Source organism: Geomonas subterranea, assembly GCF_019063845.1.
Classification (GTDB): Bacteria; Desulfobacterota; Desulfuromonadia; order Geobacterales; family Geobacteraceae; genus Geomonas; species Geomonas subterranea.
In genome coordinates, this window is the sequence record NZ_CP077683.1 from 2408037 (window position 1) to 2423212 (window position 15176).

Consider the following 15176-nt stretch of genomic DNA (forward strand, 5'->3'; position numbering starts at 1 on the left):
CCGGCTCCTTTCTGTTACTGGCGCAGCGTGCCCCTACCGGTGATGGCCGGAGAGGGGGTATCGGTGCCATGCACCTGGGAGTGACAGTCCGTGCAGCGGTTGACGAAGAGCTGCTTCAGCCCCGGCGTGTTGGTGGCGAGGTGCCCGGTGTGGCACTGCATGCACAGAAACGGCATAGCCGCGTTCAGGAGGTGGTTGTTCACCGAGCCGTGCGGGGTGTGGCAGTTCATGCAGTTCTCGGTCACGTCGCCGTGCTCGAAGGCGAAGGGCCCCTGCTTCTCCATGTGGCACCTGGTGCAGGTTTCCTTGGAGGTGTTCCCCCGGAGCAGGCGGTCCTGGGTCGAGCCGTGCACCTCGTGGCAGTCCACGCAGAACATCTTCTTCTCCCGCAGCGGATGGTGCGAGAACAGGGAATTCTCCGCCTGCACCTCGGGGTGGCAGCTAAAGCACATCTCCGACATCTGCTGCCGGCTCACCTTCTGTTGAGGCCCCTGGTGCAGCTTGTGGCAGTCGAAGCAGCTGACGTCGTGCAGCGCGTGGGGACCTGCGTTCCAGTGGGAAAGCACGGGGATCGACGCGGCGGAATGGCACTTCAGGCAGATCAGAGACTGGGCCTGGGGGGGGAGGTGCATGATGTCGAGGAAGGTCGAGGTGTCGCACTTCTTCTTGAGGCGGGTGTTCTCCTCGCGGTCATCCCCCAGGTGGGCGATGGCGAGGCTGCCGGGGCCATGGCACGATTCGCAGTTCACCAGCGGCAGGCCGGTCTCGGGCTTGATCTGCTCGCCGTGCACGCTGTGGCTGAAGTCGTCGGTGATCTTGTCGTGGGCGTGGCACTTGGAAACGCAGTTGCTGGTGCCGACGTACTCGGCGTCGAGCCGCCCCACGATCATCTTCTCGTAGTCGCGGATGGGGAGGATGGGTTTGCTCTGCTTCAGTTCGGCGCAGGAAAGACAGAGAAGGGGTAAAAGCGCCATGAGGATGACGAGTTTGCCGCGGCGTGGAAGACGTGCTGCCATCTATTCCCCCCTTATCCCCTTGGTCGTGGTGTAGATGAAGCCGCGCACGATCGGATTGTCGCTTTTCTTTATCTCGCGTGGCGTGCCGATCTCGACCACCGAGCCGCCGTGCATCATGGCGATCCGGTCCGAGATGTACAGCGCGAAGTTCAGGTCGTGGGTCACGATCACCGTGGTGTTCCTGGTGCTCTCCTTGAGCTTCAGGATGGTGTTCGCCAGCTCATCGGTGGTGACCGGGTCGAGCTCGGCGGTCGGCTCGTCGTACAGGATCAGGTCGGGGTTCATGGCCAACGACCGCGCGATGGCGACGCGCTTTTTCATCCCGCCGGAGAGTTCGGAGGTGCGCAGCTCCTCCTTCCCCACCAGCCCGACCATCTCCAGCTTCTGCTTTATGATCTCGCGGATCTGCTGCTCCTTGCAGACCCTCTTCTCGCGAAGCCACAGCCCCACGTTCTCCCCCACCGTTAGCGAGTTGAACAGGGCCGAGGACTGGAACACCATGCTGTAGCGGTAATCGTGCGCCCCGGGGTTGGCACCCGCGCCGAAGATGGGGAGATCGTCGATGTAGATCTCGCCGCTGTCCGGCGTTTCCAGCTTCACGATGTGTTTCAAAAGCACGCTTTTCCCGGTGCCGGAGGGACCGATGATACAGAAGGTTTCCCCCGCCTGGATCTCGAGGTTCACGTCCTTGAGCACGTGGTTGGGCCCGAAGGACTTGTTCAACTGTTCGATCCTGATGCCGACCCCCCTGGTGTCGTGCAGGTTGACCGGCTGCTGGCCGTTCTCTGAGTTAAAGAAAGAACCTGGGAGGCCGTGTTTAAGCTTCTCGAACATCGGAATCCTTTTGAGAGCGAAGTGCCATGACGGCCACCGTGATACCACCGGCTTCGCCAGTAAATCCTGCCACCTGGCGTTGCAAAGAAGCGCGCACATACTACCAGAGTTGTGCGCCCGCTGGCAAGGGGGAATATTTGAGGACACTTAACGTTTACACAATCTTGGCGTGGCCGGTCAGAGTCAGAAAAGATAGGGAGACGGGTTGTCGAACTCCCGCCTCATCCTGAAGATGTACATGTTCATGAGTATAAGGGCGATTGAGGCGAGCAGCGTCGAGGACAGGAGGTCCCCTTCGGGGACGGGAGAGCCGGCCAGGCGGGCGTATTCGGCCGCGGGGATCAGGGAAAGGTTGACCCAGGCGTTGCAGATATCGACCAGGTTGTAACCGATCAGGAGCCACACGGTGAGCCGCTGCCGCTTGAGCACCCCGATCAGCAGATACAGCGAGATGAGGCTGTCGCCGAAGACGAAGCGCTGGGCGCTCGCCCCCTGGTAGAGGGTCCCCATGAAGGGGAAGGGGTTGCCGTAGCTGGCGAAACAGAGCATCAGCGAGAACGAGGTCAGCAGGACCAGGGGCCAGAGGGAGGCGGGGCGCCTGCCGCTATCAGCGGACATGGAGCACCCCGTCCTTTTGCCCTTCAAAGCGCGGCGACAGGCTCACCGTTTCACCGCCTTGACGTGCTCTTTCAGCATGCAGCGGTCCATCACCACCTCGAGCCCCGCATCGCGGGCGCGCCGCGCGGCCTCCTCGTGGACCACCCCTTCCTGCAACCAGAGCACCTTGGCCCCCTTGGCGATCGCCTGCTCCACGATCTCCGGCACGAACTCGGAACGGCGGAAGACATCGACGATCTCCACCGCCCCGGGGATCTCGGCAAGGGTCGGGTAGCTCTTCTCGCCAAAGACCTCGTCCACCGCCGGGTTCACGGGGATGATGCGGTAGCCGGCTCGCTTGAGATAGGCGGCGACCTCGTGGCTGGGCTTGCCGGAGTCGGGGGAAAGCCCCACCACGGCGACGGTACGGTACCTGGTCAGTATTTCTTTGATGTCAGGAACTTGCATGAGCACCTCCCTTGATCGAGGGTGAGAAGCCGGCCGCGATCGCAAGCCGGCCACGTCCATCACCGTTTGCGCATACCGCTCACGGCGACGAAGAAGAAGATTACCACCATCACGCCGGCGATGAAGATCCAATCTGCCGGGCTGAATCCGAACATAGTTCCTCCTACTGTTCCAGTTGCTGCAGTGTGGCCTTGGCCTCTTCGAACTCGGGGTTGATCTTCAGGGCCTGCCGCAGGTAAAAGCGAGCGTCGCCGGCGGCGCCCAGGTCCTTGCAGCAAAGCGCCAGCAGGTACGGGATCTCGGCCATCGGGAATTCGAGCGCGAACCAGGCGTCGGCCATCACGTCGTTGAGGATGGCGGTCGCCTCCTGGTACCCTCCGTCCTCACGCAGGGCCATGGCGCCCGCGATGGCCTCCAGGTAGTCCACGGCCGGGACCCGGGGCACCTCGCCCCGCTCGATCCGCTCCAGGCGCGCCCTCAGCTCGGCCTGGGCGGCCGCCTCGACCTGCGGCATCAGCGCACTCCAAAGCGACGCCGCCTTGTCGTACTTCCCCAGCAGGAACGACACTTCGGCCAGGGTGGTAAGGCAGCGGGGCTGGTCGCCCGCCAGTTCGCGCGCCCGGTCCAGGTACCCCTCCGCCTTGAAGAGGGTGACCGTGGAGAGGTGCAGCGCCGAGAAGCGGCAGGCCTGCTCCAAAAGGGTCGCCCCGATCTCCAGCGGGAAGTGCGCGTTCTCCGGTTCCATGAGGGCGAAGATGCGCAGCAGCTTCACGCGCCGCTCCAGGTAGGGAACCTCGACGTCCTTCTCGCCCAGCATCAGGATGTGGCTGGCCAGCTCCGAGACGTAATGGGGATACCCCTTGAGCATCTCCGCGTAGAGTTCGCAGTAGCGGCAGCCGGGATCCGTGCGCAGGGCCTGGTACAGGCCGCGCCCGACGGCGTCATAGCCGGGAAGCTCCCCGTCAAGCGCCTTGTAGTCCTCATCCAGAAGCGGGACCGGCTCCGGCCCGATGGTGAAGGAAACCTTGCCGTCCAGCCCGGTCACCGTGGTGCCCGCCGGAGGACGGTAATAGGTAACGCCTGCGAGGGGGGTCATATCTCTTTCCATGAAACGCACTCCTTTTTCAGCTAACGCTCCCGTCCCGGAAACGTGTTCACACCGGCGTGCACGCCGATGGTCTTGTAGATGCGCACCTCGTCCCAGGGTTCGTCGAGGATGCCGTCGTGGATGGCCCAACTGCGCCCCTGCACCGTTTTTTCCATCCCGGGCCGCCTGAAGGGGGTGGAACCGTCCAGTCTCCGGTACAGCTCCCCGCCCGGGGCGAAACCTGCATCGATGTCCTGCATCAGCCTCTTGCCGACCACGTAATCGAAGCCGTACCCCTCGTAGCGGATCGCGTTGTCGTAGCTGAGCGGCTCCGCCACGATGAGCTGCATGCCAAGGCTCGCCACCAGGCGCTCGAGGAGCGGCAGGAACTCCCCGAACATCCTCAGGCCGCGCCGGGTCTGGTTCGGAAAGAGCCCCGCCTCCATGGCGCGCTGTTCTTCCGCGAGGTTGCGCCCCAGGGTGGCGAACATGTTGTTGCAACCCCGCTCGTCCATATCGACGTCGAAACGGGGCGCCCCCGGATCGGCTATGGTGCAGTAGGAGAGTTCCATCTGGCCGTGGTGCGTGTCGCACAGGTCCAGCACGAAGGCGGGATCGCGGTCGTCACGGCCGCGGCGCGCGACCAGGCGCAGGAAGCGGTGCCCCTGCGGGGCGATCACCTCGACGCTCCCTCCTCCCTCCCGGACCATGTCCCACAGGCGCCCGGGCAGAAGCTCACCGTAGATCGCCTCCTTTTCAGCCGCAGGCAACCGGTTGATGTCGTACAGGGAGAAGAGTTGCCTCCCCCCGCTGTCCCTCAATACCTCATGTCCGGTGTCGTTTGCCATAGTCGCCGATCAGAACCGGGAAGATGTGCTCGCGCACGTAGGCGATGCTTTTCTCCACCGCGTCGAGCGCCCGGTTGCGGTCGCCCTCCTCCGCCCAGTGCATGGCGTCGAGGAGCATCCGGTGCGGGTAGCCAAGCTGCGAGATCAATTCGACAAAGGGGGCCGGTAACCGCGGGGAAAGCTCCCGGTCGTTCATGATGCCCCAGGCGATGGTCCAGGCCCTGGCCACGTTCATCAGGTCGTACCCCCCGCCCCCCACCGCCACCCACGGGATCTCCAGGGCGCGCAGCTTTCTCATTATATAGGAGTAGGCGTGCGTGGTCACCTCCAGACGCGTGAGGGGATCGGTCCTGAAGGTATCGGCGCCGAGCTGGGTGAAGAGGACGTCGGGATCGAAGGCCGCGATCAGGGGGAAGGCCACCTCGTCGAAGGCCTTCATGAACAAAGCGTCGTCGGTGTGGGCCAGAAGGGGAAGGTTGACCGAATAGCCGCGTCCCGCCCCCTCCCCGGTCTCGTTCTCAAAACCCGTCCCCGGAAAGAAGTAGACGCCGCTCTCGTGCAGCGAGATGGTCAGCACCCGGTCGTCGCCGTAGAAGGCGTTCTGGACCCCGTCGCCATGGTGGGCATCCAGGTCCAGGTAGACGACCGTCTTCCCCTGCTCCAGGAGGTAGTTGATGGCGACCACTGCGTCGTTCAGGTAAGAGAAGCCGGAGGCGCGGGCGGCCTGGGCGTGGTGATACCCTCCCAGGGGGTTGAAGGCGGCCGCGAAACCTTCCTCGGCAACCAGTCGCGCCGCTTCCAGGGTCCCCGAGACCCCCAGGCAGGCCCACTCGTAGACGCCGGGAAATACCGGGTTCTCGATGTCGCCAAGTCCGTAGCGGAAATCGGCCCTGGGCTCCCCCGCCGCGCTGAATTCCCTCAGCCGCTCCAGGTATTCGGGGGAATGGGCGCCCAGCAATTGCGGCTCGCTCACCGGGCGGGGACTCACCTCCGTCATGGCCGGGAGGTTCAGCAGTCCGTAGGCCGCCATCAGGTCGCGCGCCAGGCGGTAGCGCTGCACCTTGAACGGGTGCTGCTCCCCGTAGCAGTACCCGGACAGGTCGGTACAGGCGATGAGTGCGGTCTTGCGCGACAACGGGCAACCTCCGGCTAAAGTGTGCACAAATTTACCTGCTGGCCGTTTACAGGTCAACCTTTAAATCCTGCCCACGCCTTAGGCATCGCTGCCTGTTTTCCGTGCAGATCTCAGCGACACTCTCATTAGCGAAAAAAGGCCACCGTTGTCATTTCAAGGGGATAGCCACTTGGCAGAGTGCTTGCTAGGGTGTGGCGTTCTCCAACGACGGGGAGCGAGATACCAACGGAGGTAGCAAATGAACGGGATGTCGACGATGACGACACTGGCCAACAGCAGCGATGTACTTTTCCTGATGCTCGGCGCGGTCATGGTATTCGCCATGCACGCCGGATTCGCCTTTCTCGAAGTGGGAACGGTACGTCAGAAAAACCAGGTTAACGCCTTCGTGAAAATCCTGACCGACTGGTCGGTATCCACCGTGGTCTACTTCCTCATCGGTTTCCCCATCGCCTACGGCATCACCTTCCTCAAGCCGGTGAAGGAGCTCCTCGGGCCCAACCAGGGGTATGACATCACCCACTACTTCTTCCTGCTCTGCTTCGCAGCCTGCATCCCGGCCATCATCTCCGGCGGCATCGCCGAGCGCGCCAAGTTCTGGCCCCAGGTGGTGGCGGGCGCCATATTCGCCGGGCTCACCTACCCCCTGTTCGAATCGCTCATCTGGGGGCAGAACTGCTCCGCGCTGCAGGGGATCTTCAAGCAGTTCGGCGGCGCCGAGTTCCACGACTACGCCGGTTCCGTCGTGGTGCACTCCATCGGCGGCTGGCTGGCACTCCCCGCCGTCCTGATCCTCGGGCCTCGCATGTCCCGCTACATCAAAGGGAAGTCCCACCCGATCCCGATCAGCAACATCCCCTTCCTGGCCCTGGGCTCATGGATCCTCGCTATCGGGTGGTTCGGCTTCAACGTGATGAGCGCCGGGCACCTGGACAAGATCTCCGGCATCGTCGCGGTCAACTCCCTGATGGCCATGGTGGGCGGGGTCCTGGCGGCCCTCATCGCCGGCAGAAACGACCCGGGCTTCGTGCACAACGGCGCACTCGCCGGCCTCATCGCCGTCTGCGCCGGCTCGGACATCATGCATCCCGTCTTCGCCTTCGTCACCGGCGCCATCGCCTCGGTCATCTTCGTGTACGGCTTCCACATCGAGCAGGAGAAATTGAAGATAGACGACGTCCTCGGCGTCTGGCCGCTGCACGGGGTGATCGGCTCCTGGGGGGGGATCGCCGCCGGCATCTTCGGACACGAGGCGCTGGGCGGCCTGGGGGGCGTAACCTTCGTTTCCCAGCTCATGGGTTCGCTGTCGGCCATCGTCTTCGCCCTGGTCAACGGCTTCGTGGTCTACGGCATCCTCGCCAAAACCGTGGGGATCAGGCTGAGCCAGGAGGATGAATTCGCCGGCGCGGACATCTCCATCCACAGCATCGGCGCTTACCCGGAGCAGCATATCCGCTGATCCACGACAAAGAGAGTTGCAAAAAAAAGAGGCCCCGAAACCCGGGGCCTCTTTTTTATTTTGTAATTTTCCGTGAAGAATGTATTATTTCCGATGTTAACAAATTCTCATTACACCAAAAGGCGTACCTTATCATGAAGATACCCTTGGGACAGTTGCTGGTTCGCTCCGGCATCATAACGGTAAAGACACTGGACCGGGCCCTCGCGCGGCAGCAGAGCTGCAGCATGAGGCTTGGCGGTGTGCTCCTGGAAATGGGGGTGATTACCGATGAGGAACTGCTCGAGGCGCTGGGCCAGCAGTCGGGACTCGATACGGTGCAGAGAATCCCGCAAGATCACTTCTCGCCCGAGCTTCTGTCCCTGGTTCCGGGCGAACTCGCCCTGGCGAAGCAGGTGTTTCCGCTCAGGCAGCAGGACGGCGTGCTGATCGTCGCGGTGGAGGACCCGCTGGACAAAGAGGCGCTGGGGCAGCTGGAGCGCTGCAGCTCTCGGCGGATCGTCCAGCTGTTGGCCACTCCGGAAGAGATCCGCAACGCGGTGAAGCAGTACTACCGCCAGGCCCGGGCGCTGGCTCAAATGAAGATCCTGCTGGTGGACGACCCGGCGGCCGTGAACTGCGATGTGGAAGGGGCTCTCAAGAAGGAGGGATACCAGGTTTTCATCGCGCGGGACGGGGTTGAAGGGTTACGGATAGCCTTCTCGCAGAAGCCTGACCTGATTCTTTGCGACGCCGGCGCGTCGAGGATGGACGGCTACGCCTTGATGCGTGCCGTCAAGGCCAATCCCGCCAGCGCGGGGACGCCGATGATCCTGCTCACCTCCAAGGCGTCCCCGGAGGAGGAGCACCGCGCGCTCAAGGCGGGGTTCCACGATTTCATCGCCAAGCCGGTCATGACCCTCCGCGTGGTGTCGCGCGTGAAGCGCGCCTTTGAGATCATGGATAAGGGACGTGAGCCCCAGGCCGCTCCCCCGGCCTGAAAGCGATCCACTCTGTGCACCCGGCAGCGCCTCGGGTTGCTGCCGGAGCCCTGCCTAACCTTTCCTCTTGCTGGTCAACTCGACCAGCGCGTCCGAAAAGATCCCCAAAGCCTCCTTCAGTTCCGCATCGCTCACATTCAGGGGGGGTATCAGACGGACCACGTTGCGTTTCAGGCCGCAGCCGATCAGGATCAACCCTTTCGCCAGGCACTCATCGATCAGGTTCTGGCAAAGCCTGCCGTCAGCAGCACCCACCTCGTCCACGAACTCCACGCCCACCATGCACCCCATTCCCCTGACCTCGCCGACGCTCGGGTTGTGCATGGCCACCTCCTGCAGGTAGGACATCATCCTGGCGCCAGTCACACGGGCCGCCTCCAGGAGCCCCTCTTCCTTGATCACCTGAAGGGTCGCGACCGCTGCCGCGCAGGAGACGGGATTGCCTCCGAACGTGGAACCGTGGGAGGGGGAGTCCCATTTCGACATGAGCTCTCTGGAAGCCACCACCGCCCCCAGCGGCAAACCCGAAGCCACCGCTTTGGCGGTCACGATGATGTCCGGCTGTACCCCGGCATGTTCGCAGCAGAACCACTTCCCGGTCCGGCCGATTCCGGACTGCACCTCGTCAAAGACGAGGAGGATGCCGTACTGGTCGCAGATCTTGCGTAGCCCTTTCAGGTACGTCCTTGGTGCCGGGTAGTAGCCCCCTTCACCCAGGAAAGGCTCGATGATGATGGCGGCGACCTCCTCGGGGGGAACCTGGCGCTGGAAGAGCCGGTCGATCTCCTCGAGGCATTTCCCGCCGCACGCCTCGGCGTTCATCCCGCACGAGCAGATGAAGCAGGCAGGATAGCTGACGTGGTACACGGAGGGGAGCAGCGGGTGGTAGCGCCGGCGGTACGCGGAGGAGCTGCTGGTAAGGGACAGGGCACCCATGGTGCGGCCGTGGAAGCCGCCTGTGCAGGCGATGATGGTCTGGCGACCACTGGTGTACCGCGTCAGTTTCAAGGCGCCCTCGACCGCCTCGGCACCCGAGTTGCCGAAGAAAAGCATGTCCAGCCCGTGGGGCGTGACCGAGGTCAGCTCCTCGGCAGCGGCGACCGTCGCTTCGCTGTAGTAGATGCCGCCGCCATGGAGGTAATGGCCCACCTGACTGGTGACGGCCTCGATGACCTTGGGATGGTTGTGCCCAAGGTTCAGCACCGCGAGCCCGGAGGAGAAGTCAAGAAAGCGCCTGCCATCTTTGGATACGACCTCGGTTCCCCTGCCGTGGGCGATGGTGATCGGGTAGTAGTGATGCGCCGGTGGCGCGATGACCGCCAATGCCCTTTGAACCAACCTGTCGTCTTCAGTCATGGTGCACCCCCTTACAAATCATTAACAACGGCACATGAAGACTAGATGATAGCAGAGTCATGAGGGTGCGCAAGGCGGGCGCTAATCCCGCTGGAGAACTTTTTTCGCAGTTGTTGCAAACGAAAAAGATTAGACTACACTAACGTCTGTGCCAAAACCGCCGGTCAAAAAACCAATGAAAGACGCAAAGGAGGGGCGATGTACAAGGAAAAAAGAAACTTCGCCAGACTGGCCTTACATGCGAAAGCGAACATTCACCAGGGGGATCGCACCATCGAGGGAGAGGTCGAAAACCTCAGTATGAAGGGGGTGTTCGTTACGGTGGCACGGAAGCTCGAACTTAACGATATGGTAGCCGTGACCATTTACCACACGCTGACCCCGCAAGTGCTCTGCGACTTGAAGGCGAAGGTGGTAAGGATCACCGACCAGGGGATGGGACTTCAATTTGAAAGGACCCTTCTCGACTGAGAAGGGTCCCAAATATTCCTGCCACAAAGGGGGAGTTGGTCGAGGCCGTCCAAGACCTCAACAGATGCGGGGAAGCTGCTCACCCGCCAGCATCTCCACTCCCCTCACGCCTCCAACCATGGTTTCCATCTGAACCTTGCCGGCGGAGGTCCCGGTGACCTCGCCGATGATGGCGGCGTCCTTTCCCAGCGGGTGCCGGTGCATCACCGCCAGGGCCTCCTCGGCCCGGTCCGGCGCCACGAATGCCAGCAATTTCCCCTCGTTTGCCACGTAGAGCGGGTCGAGCCCGAGGATGGAGCATACCCCCTTGACCCCCGGGTTGATGGGGAGGCTCTTTTCATCCAGGGTGATGGTCACGCCGGACTGCAAGGCTATCTCCTTCAAGGTCGTTGCCACGCCGCCTCGGGTGGGGTCGCGCAGCACGTGCAGCGCGCTGCCCAGCGGCAAGAGGGTTGCCACCATCCCGTTCAGCGCGGCCGAATCCGTCTGGATGCCGCTGTCTATCTCCAGCCCCTCACGGGCCGAGAGAACCGCGATGCCGTGGTCGCCGATACAGCCGTTGACGATGATCTTGTCGCCCACGCATGCCGAGGCGCCGTCGATCTGCAGGTTGTGCTCTACGGCCCCGATCCCCGAGGTGTTGATGAAGATGCGGTCCCCCTTCCCTTTCGGTACCACCTTGGTGTCGCCGGTGACGATGGCGACCCCGGCGGCGTCCGCCGCTTCGCGCATCGAGGCGAGGATCCTGGAAAGTTCGGCCTTGGAAAAACCCTCCTCCAGGATGAAGCCGACCGAGAGGCACAAGGGGCGCGCCCCCATCATGGCAAGGTCGTTGACGGTGCCGTTGATGGCGAGGTCGCCGATGTTGCCGCCGGGGAAGAAGACCGGGTCGACCACGTAGGAGTCGGTGCTGAAGGCAAGCTTGATGCCGCCGATGTTGAGGAGGGCGGCGTCGTTTTGCCCGGCCACCGGCACGCTGGAGAGCTGCGGGATGATCAGCTCATCGAGGAGCTGGTGCGAAAGCCTCCCGCCGCTGCCGTGGCCCAGGAGGATGAGGTCGTTATTCAAGGGGTTCTCCTTTCTTTGTCTGACAGGTCTGACTTGAAATTTTCTAGCGCCCGTACTTGAAGGCGGCCGCGCAGGTCCCCTCGGAGGAGACCATGCAGGCGCCAACCGGGGACTCGGGGGTGCACTTGCCGCCGAAGAGGGGGCAGTCGAAGGGGGAAACCTTCCCCTTCAGTATCTCGCCGCACAGGCACCCCTTGTGCTCCTTGAGCTCCTCCACCTGCACCGGGATGGCCAGCTCCGCGTCGAAGCCGGCATACTTGTCGGCGATCCTCAGGCCGCTGCCGGGGAGCACGCCGATGCCGCGCCACGGGGCGTCAAAGGGGGTGAAGACGTCGGCCAGCATCGCCTGCGCCTTGGCGTTTCCTTCCCAGCGCACCACGCGCGAGTACTGGATCTCCACCTTGCTCTCGCCTGCCAGCGCCTGGCGCACCAGCAGTTCCACGCCCTGCAGCACGTCGGTCGGCTCGAAACCGGTCACCACGCAGGGGACCTTGTACTCCTCGCACAGGAAACGGTAGGCGTCGGCACCGATGATGGCGCTGACGTGAGCCGGGCAGATGTAGCCGTCAACCTGCAAATCAGGATCGGCGGAGAGGATGGCCATCGGCTGCGGCATGGTCTTGTGCGAGGCGAGCACGAAGTAGTTGCTCACCCCCTGCGCCTTGGCCGCCAGGATGCTACCGGCGACGGTCGGGGCAGTGGTCTCGAAGCCGACACCGAGGAACACCACGCGCTTGGCCGGGTTCTTGGCGGCGAGTTGCACGGCATCCAGAGGCGAGTACACCACGCGGATGTCAGCCCCCTTGGCCCGCTCTTCCATGAGAGACGAGCTGGAACCGGGCACGCGGAGCATGTCGCCGAAGCTGGTGATGATCACGTCGGGGAGACGGCACAGGGCGATGGCGCGGTCCAGGTAGCTGTTCGGGGTGACGCAGACCGGGCACCCCGGGCCGGAGATGAGTTTCACCTCCGGCGGGAGGAGGCTTCTCAGGCCGAACTGGTAGATCGCCATGGTGTGCGTGCCGCAGACTTCCATGAAGACCAGGGGCTTGCTCAAGCCCTTGGTCATCCCGGCGATGCGCCGTGCCAGCCCCTGCACCAATTCCTTGTCGCGAAAGCTGTCCGAGTAGTTCATCCCATCAACTCCGGCGAGTAAACTTCACGCATCAGTTCCAGCGTGGCTTTGGCATCTTCCTCGTCCAGCTTGGAGATAGCGAAGCCGGCGTGAACGATGACGAAATCGCCGACCTTAATCTCCTGGTCCAGCATCATGAGGCTTGCCTCGCGCTTCACGCCGTCGATCTCGGTCATGGCGAAATCGCCGTCAATGCTGATCACCTGCATCGGTACACCTACGCACATCTTCAGACTCCTTTTTTGCAAATGGCTGAACCGGCAAAATATCGTTGTAGATCCCCCCTCCCGTCAAGGGAGGGGAGCGTGTGTCTGTAGGGGCGAATAATTATTCGCCCCCCTTGGTGGCACCTGGACCTCTGTCGGCATCTACGGAGGTCAGGCACGGGCGGCTGGGCAAATGATTATTTGCCCCTACAGCCCCTATCGTTTTATTCCCGAAAAATCCTAGCGGCGATGACCGCCTGCCCAAGGGCCACCCCCCCGTCGTTCGGGGGCACCAGCCGGTGGCAATAAACATTGAAATCGCCGGCCGCAAGCTGCCCGGCTACATCCTCTGTCAAGAGGCGGTTCTGGAACACCCCGCCCGACAGGACCACCCGCCCCAGCCCGCTTGCCGTTCTGATCCGCCCACAGACATCCACAATCCCGGCGGCAACGGTGCGATGGAAAGCGCGGGCGATGTCGGCGCGGCCTCTCCCCGCGGCAAGGTCGGCGCAGATGGCGGCGATGGCCGGCCCGAAGTCCAGCACACATCCCGCCTCCCCTGCCACCAGGTACGGGTACGGCTCGCTCGCGCTCCCCGTCTCCGCCAGCGCCTCCAGCTCGATGGCGGCCTGCCCTTCGTAGCTGATCCGGTGCCGCACCGAAAGGAGCGCCGATACAGCATCGAAAAGCCTGCCGCAACTCGAGGTGAGCGGGGCGTTGATTCCCTTCTCCAGCATCTTCAAAAAGAGCGGCCGGTCGGAGACCTGCACCTGTTCGCAGACGGCCAGCGGCTGACTGAACAGCTCAGCGCCATGCACCTGGTACAGCGCCGAAAGCGCCATGCGGTACGGCTCCTTCACCGCCGCATCGCCGCCAGGCATACGCAGTTGAGCGAAGTGGCCGCGCCGTTCAAAGCCTTGGTAGCCGCCCACCAGGAACTCACCTCCCCAGATAGTGCCGTCGCTGCCGTAGCCGGTCCCGTCAAGGATCACCCCGATAGCCTCTCCGTCCAGGCCGTTCTCGGCCATGCAGGAAGCCATGTGGGCGTGGTGGTGCTGCACCGCGACGCAGGGGAGCCCCAGGCCCTGGCCGTACACCGTGGAGAGGTAATCCGGGTGCAGGTCGTGGGCGATCACTTCCGGGGTGATTTCCAGAAGGCGCTGCAGGTGCCCCGCACTATCCTCCAGCGAGGTCATGGTCGCAGCGTTCTTCAGATCACCGATGTGCTGGCTCAGGAATCCTTGTGCGCCGCGGGTAAGGCAGAGGGTGGCCTTCAGCTCCGCCCCGAGCGCCAGCACGCTGGTCTGCTCGCCCGGAAGTGCCAGCGCACGCGGCACGTAGCCGCGCGAGCGACGCAAAAAGAGCGGCTCGCCCCGGTACAGGCGGATCACCGAATCGTCGGTCCGGGTGTGGATCTCGCGGTCGTTGGTCATGAACAGGTCAGCGATCCCCGAGAGCATCGCAAGCGCCTCATCATCACGATAGGCGATCGGCTCATCGGAGAGGTTGCCGCTCGTCATCACCAGCGGGCCGCCGAAGCCGCGCGCCAGCAGGTGTTGCAGCGGGTTCCCCGGGAGCATGAAGCCGAACCAGCAGTTGCCCGGGGCGACCAGCTCCGCTACCGGTGTCTGCGGCAGCTTCCTCATCAACACGATGGGACGTTCCACGCCGGACAGAAGCCTTGCCTCCAGTTCGGAGCAGTGGACGAAGCGGCGCACGGAGTCGAGGTCGGCGGCCAGCATGGCGAAGGGTTTCTCGTCGCGCTTCTTGCGCCGGCGCAAGAGCCCCACCGCCGCCTCGCTGCAGGCATCGACGGCGAGATGGTACCCCCCCACCCCCTTCACCGCGACGACACGTCCCTCGCAAAGCGCGGCGAGCGCCTGTCCCAGGGGATCCCCGGCGACAGCGGCGCCATCACGGTCCACAAGGTTCAGGCGCGGCCCGCAGACGGGGCAGGCATTAGGCTGGGCATGGAAGCGGCGGTCCAGGGGATCGTGATACTCGGCCAGGCAGTCGTCGCACATGGCGAAGCCGGCCATGGTGGTGGCGGGGCGGTCGTAGGGGATACCGGTGATGATCGAGTAGCGCGGGCCGCAGTTGGTGCAGTTGATGAACGGGTAGAGGTAACGGCGGTTACCGGGGTCGAAGAGTTCGGCAAGACAGTCGTCGCAAACGTCACAGTCGGGGGCTATCTCGCCCCCCTTCCCCGCCTTGGCGCTGTCCAGGATGACGAAGCCCTCGCCACCGGCCGGCGCGATCTTCTCGAACTTGAGGGACCCGATCACTGCCAGCGGGGGCGCCTCCTCACGCAAAGCGTGGCTGAAGAGAAGCAGGTCATCCCCCTCTCCCTCGGCCTCGATCTGCACGCCTTTCCCGGTGTTGCGCACCCAGCCGGAAAGCCCGAAACGCAGGGCGAGACGGTACACGAAGGGGCGGAAACCCACCCCCTGCACGATACCGTCGATCTCCAGGCTGGCGCGCTCGCGTGAGGTCATCTCGTTACCGAAAGGTCCGGA

The 15176-nt window shown here is 63.5% G+C and carries 16 protein-coding genes; 3 read left to right on the forward strand and 13 right to left on the reverse strand.

From position 1 onward, the window contains the following. Positions 1 to 14 precede the first annotated feature (14 nt). The 8 genes from KP001_RS10440 to KP001_RS10475 all read right to left on the reverse strand — a co-directional run bounded on the left by KP001_RS10440 (position 15) and on the right by KP001_RS10475 (position 5985). Positions 15 to 1016 carry a DmsE family decaheme c-type cytochrome gene (locus tag KP001_RS10440; RefSeq protein WP_217289438.1) on the reverse strand — a complete coding sequence of 334 codons (1002 nt, stop codon included), beginning with the start codon at positions 1014 to 1016 and terminating at the stop codon, positions 15 to 17. Then, positions 1017 to 1850: an ABC transporter ATP-binding protein gene (locus KP001_RS10445; RefSeq protein ID WP_217289439.1), complete on the reverse strand. Its 834-nt coding sequence runs from the start codon at positions 1848 to 1850 to the stop codon at positions 1017 to 1019. Between the two features lie 183 nt (positions 1851 to 2033). Further along, positions 2034 to 2468 (reverse strand): hypothetical protein, encoded by a 435-nt coding sequence (locus KP001_RS10450; RefSeq protein ID WP_217289440.1) that lies wholly within the window; start codon positions 2466 to 2468, stop codon positions 2034 to 2036. A gap of 42 nt (positions 2469 to 2510) precedes the next feature. Next, on the reverse strand, positions 2511 to 2915 hold the full coding sequence (locus tag KP001_RS10455; RefSeq protein WP_217289441.1) for a CoA-binding protein: 405 nt from the start codon (positions 2913 to 2915) through the stop codon (positions 2511 to 2513). Between the two features lie 59 nt (positions 2916 to 2974). Continuing rightward, complete coding sequence (locus tag KP001_RS10460) at positions 2975 to 3070, reverse strand: twin-arginine translocase TatA/TatE family subunit (RefSeq protein ID WP_015721372.1); 96 nt, start codon at positions 3068 to 3070, stop codon at positions 2975 to 2977. 8 nt (positions 3071 to 3078) lie between these two features. After that, complete coding sequence (locus KP001_RS10465; RefSeq protein ID WP_217289442.1) at positions 3079 to 4023, reverse strand: tetratricopeptide repeat protein; 945 nt, start codon at positions 4021 to 4023, stop codon at positions 3079 to 3081. A 20-nt stretch (positions 4024 to 4043) separates the two neighbouring features. Beyond that, on the reverse strand, positions 4044 to 4850 hold the full coding sequence (locus KP001_RS10470; RefSeq protein ID WP_217289443.1) for a hypothetical protein: 807 nt from the start codon (positions 4848 to 4850) through the stop codon (positions 4044 to 4046). After that, positions 4828 to 5985: an acetoin utilization protein AcuC gene (locus tag KP001_RS10475; protein ID WP_217289444.1), complete on the reverse strand. Its 1158-nt coding sequence runs from the start codon at positions 5983 to 5985 to the stop codon at positions 4828 to 4830. Before KP001_RS10475 ends, KP001_RS10470 begins: the two co-directional genes overlap by 23 nt. A gap of 238 nt (positions 5986 to 6223) precedes the next feature. On the opposite strand from KP001_RS10475, the gene KP001_RS10480 reads away from it, so the two are divergent. Further along, positions 6224 to 7444 (forward strand): ammonium transporter, encoded by a 1221-nt coding sequence (locus KP001_RS10480; RefSeq protein WP_217289445.1) that lies wholly within the window; start codon positions 6224 to 6226, stop codon positions 7442 to 7444. A 134-nt stretch (positions 7445 to 7578) separates the two neighbouring features. Continuing rightward, complete coding sequence (locus KP001_RS10485; RefSeq protein WP_217289446.1) at positions 7579 to 8424, forward strand: response regulator; 846 nt, start codon at positions 7579 to 7581, stop codon at positions 8422 to 8424. A 54-nt stretch (positions 8425 to 8478) separates the two neighbouring features. Here the strand turns inward: KP001_RS10485 and KP001_RS10490 are convergent, their stop codons facing one another. Then, entirely contained in the window at positions 8479 to 9780 is a 1302-nt protein-coding gene (locus tag KP001_RS10490; RefSeq protein WP_217289447.1) for an aspartate aminotransferase family protein, read from the reverse strand. A gap of 198 nt (positions 9781 to 9978) precedes the next feature. Here KP001_RS10490 and KP001_RS10495 point away from each other — a divergent pair, with 198 nt between their 5' ends. Next, entirely contained in the window at positions 9979 to 10251 is a 273-nt protein-coding gene (locus tag KP001_RS10495) for a PilZ domain-containing protein (protein WP_217289448.1), read from the forward strand. A gap of 57 nt (positions 10252 to 10308) precedes the next feature. Here the strand turns inward: KP001_RS10495 and hypE are convergent, their stop codons facing one another. The 4 genes from hypE to hypF form a co-directional block, all read right to left on the reverse strand. After that, positions 10309 to 11319 carry a hydrogenase expression/formation protein HypE gene (gene hypE / locus KP001_RS10500; RefSeq protein WP_217289449.1) on the reverse strand — a complete coding sequence of 337 codons (1011 nt, stop codon included), beginning with the start codon at positions 11317 to 11319 and terminating at the stop codon, positions 10309 to 10311. A 43-nt stretch (positions 11320 to 11362) separates the two neighbouring features. Next, on the reverse strand, positions 11363 to 12454 hold the full coding sequence (gene hypD, locus KP001_RS10505) for a hydrogenase formation protein HypD (protein ID WP_217289450.1): 1092 nt from the start codon (positions 12452 to 12454) through the stop codon (positions 11363 to 11365). Then, positions 12451 to 12681 carry a HypC/HybG/HupF family hydrogenase formation chaperone gene (locus tag KP001_RS10510; protein ID WP_217289451.1) on the reverse strand — a complete coding sequence of 77 codons (231 nt, stop codon included), beginning with the start codon at positions 12679 to 12681 and terminating at the stop codon, positions 12451 to 12453. Before KP001_RS10510 ends, hypD begins: the two co-directional genes overlap by 4 nt. Before the next feature lie 203 nt (positions 12682 to 12884). Then, positions 12885 to 15155 carry a carbamoyltransferase HypF gene (hypF, locus tag KP001_RS10515; protein ID WP_217289452.1) on the reverse strand — a complete coding sequence of 757 codons (2271 nt, stop codon included), beginning with the start codon at positions 15153 to 15155 and terminating at the stop codon, positions 12885 to 12887. Positions 15156 to 15176 lie beyond the last annotated feature (21 nt).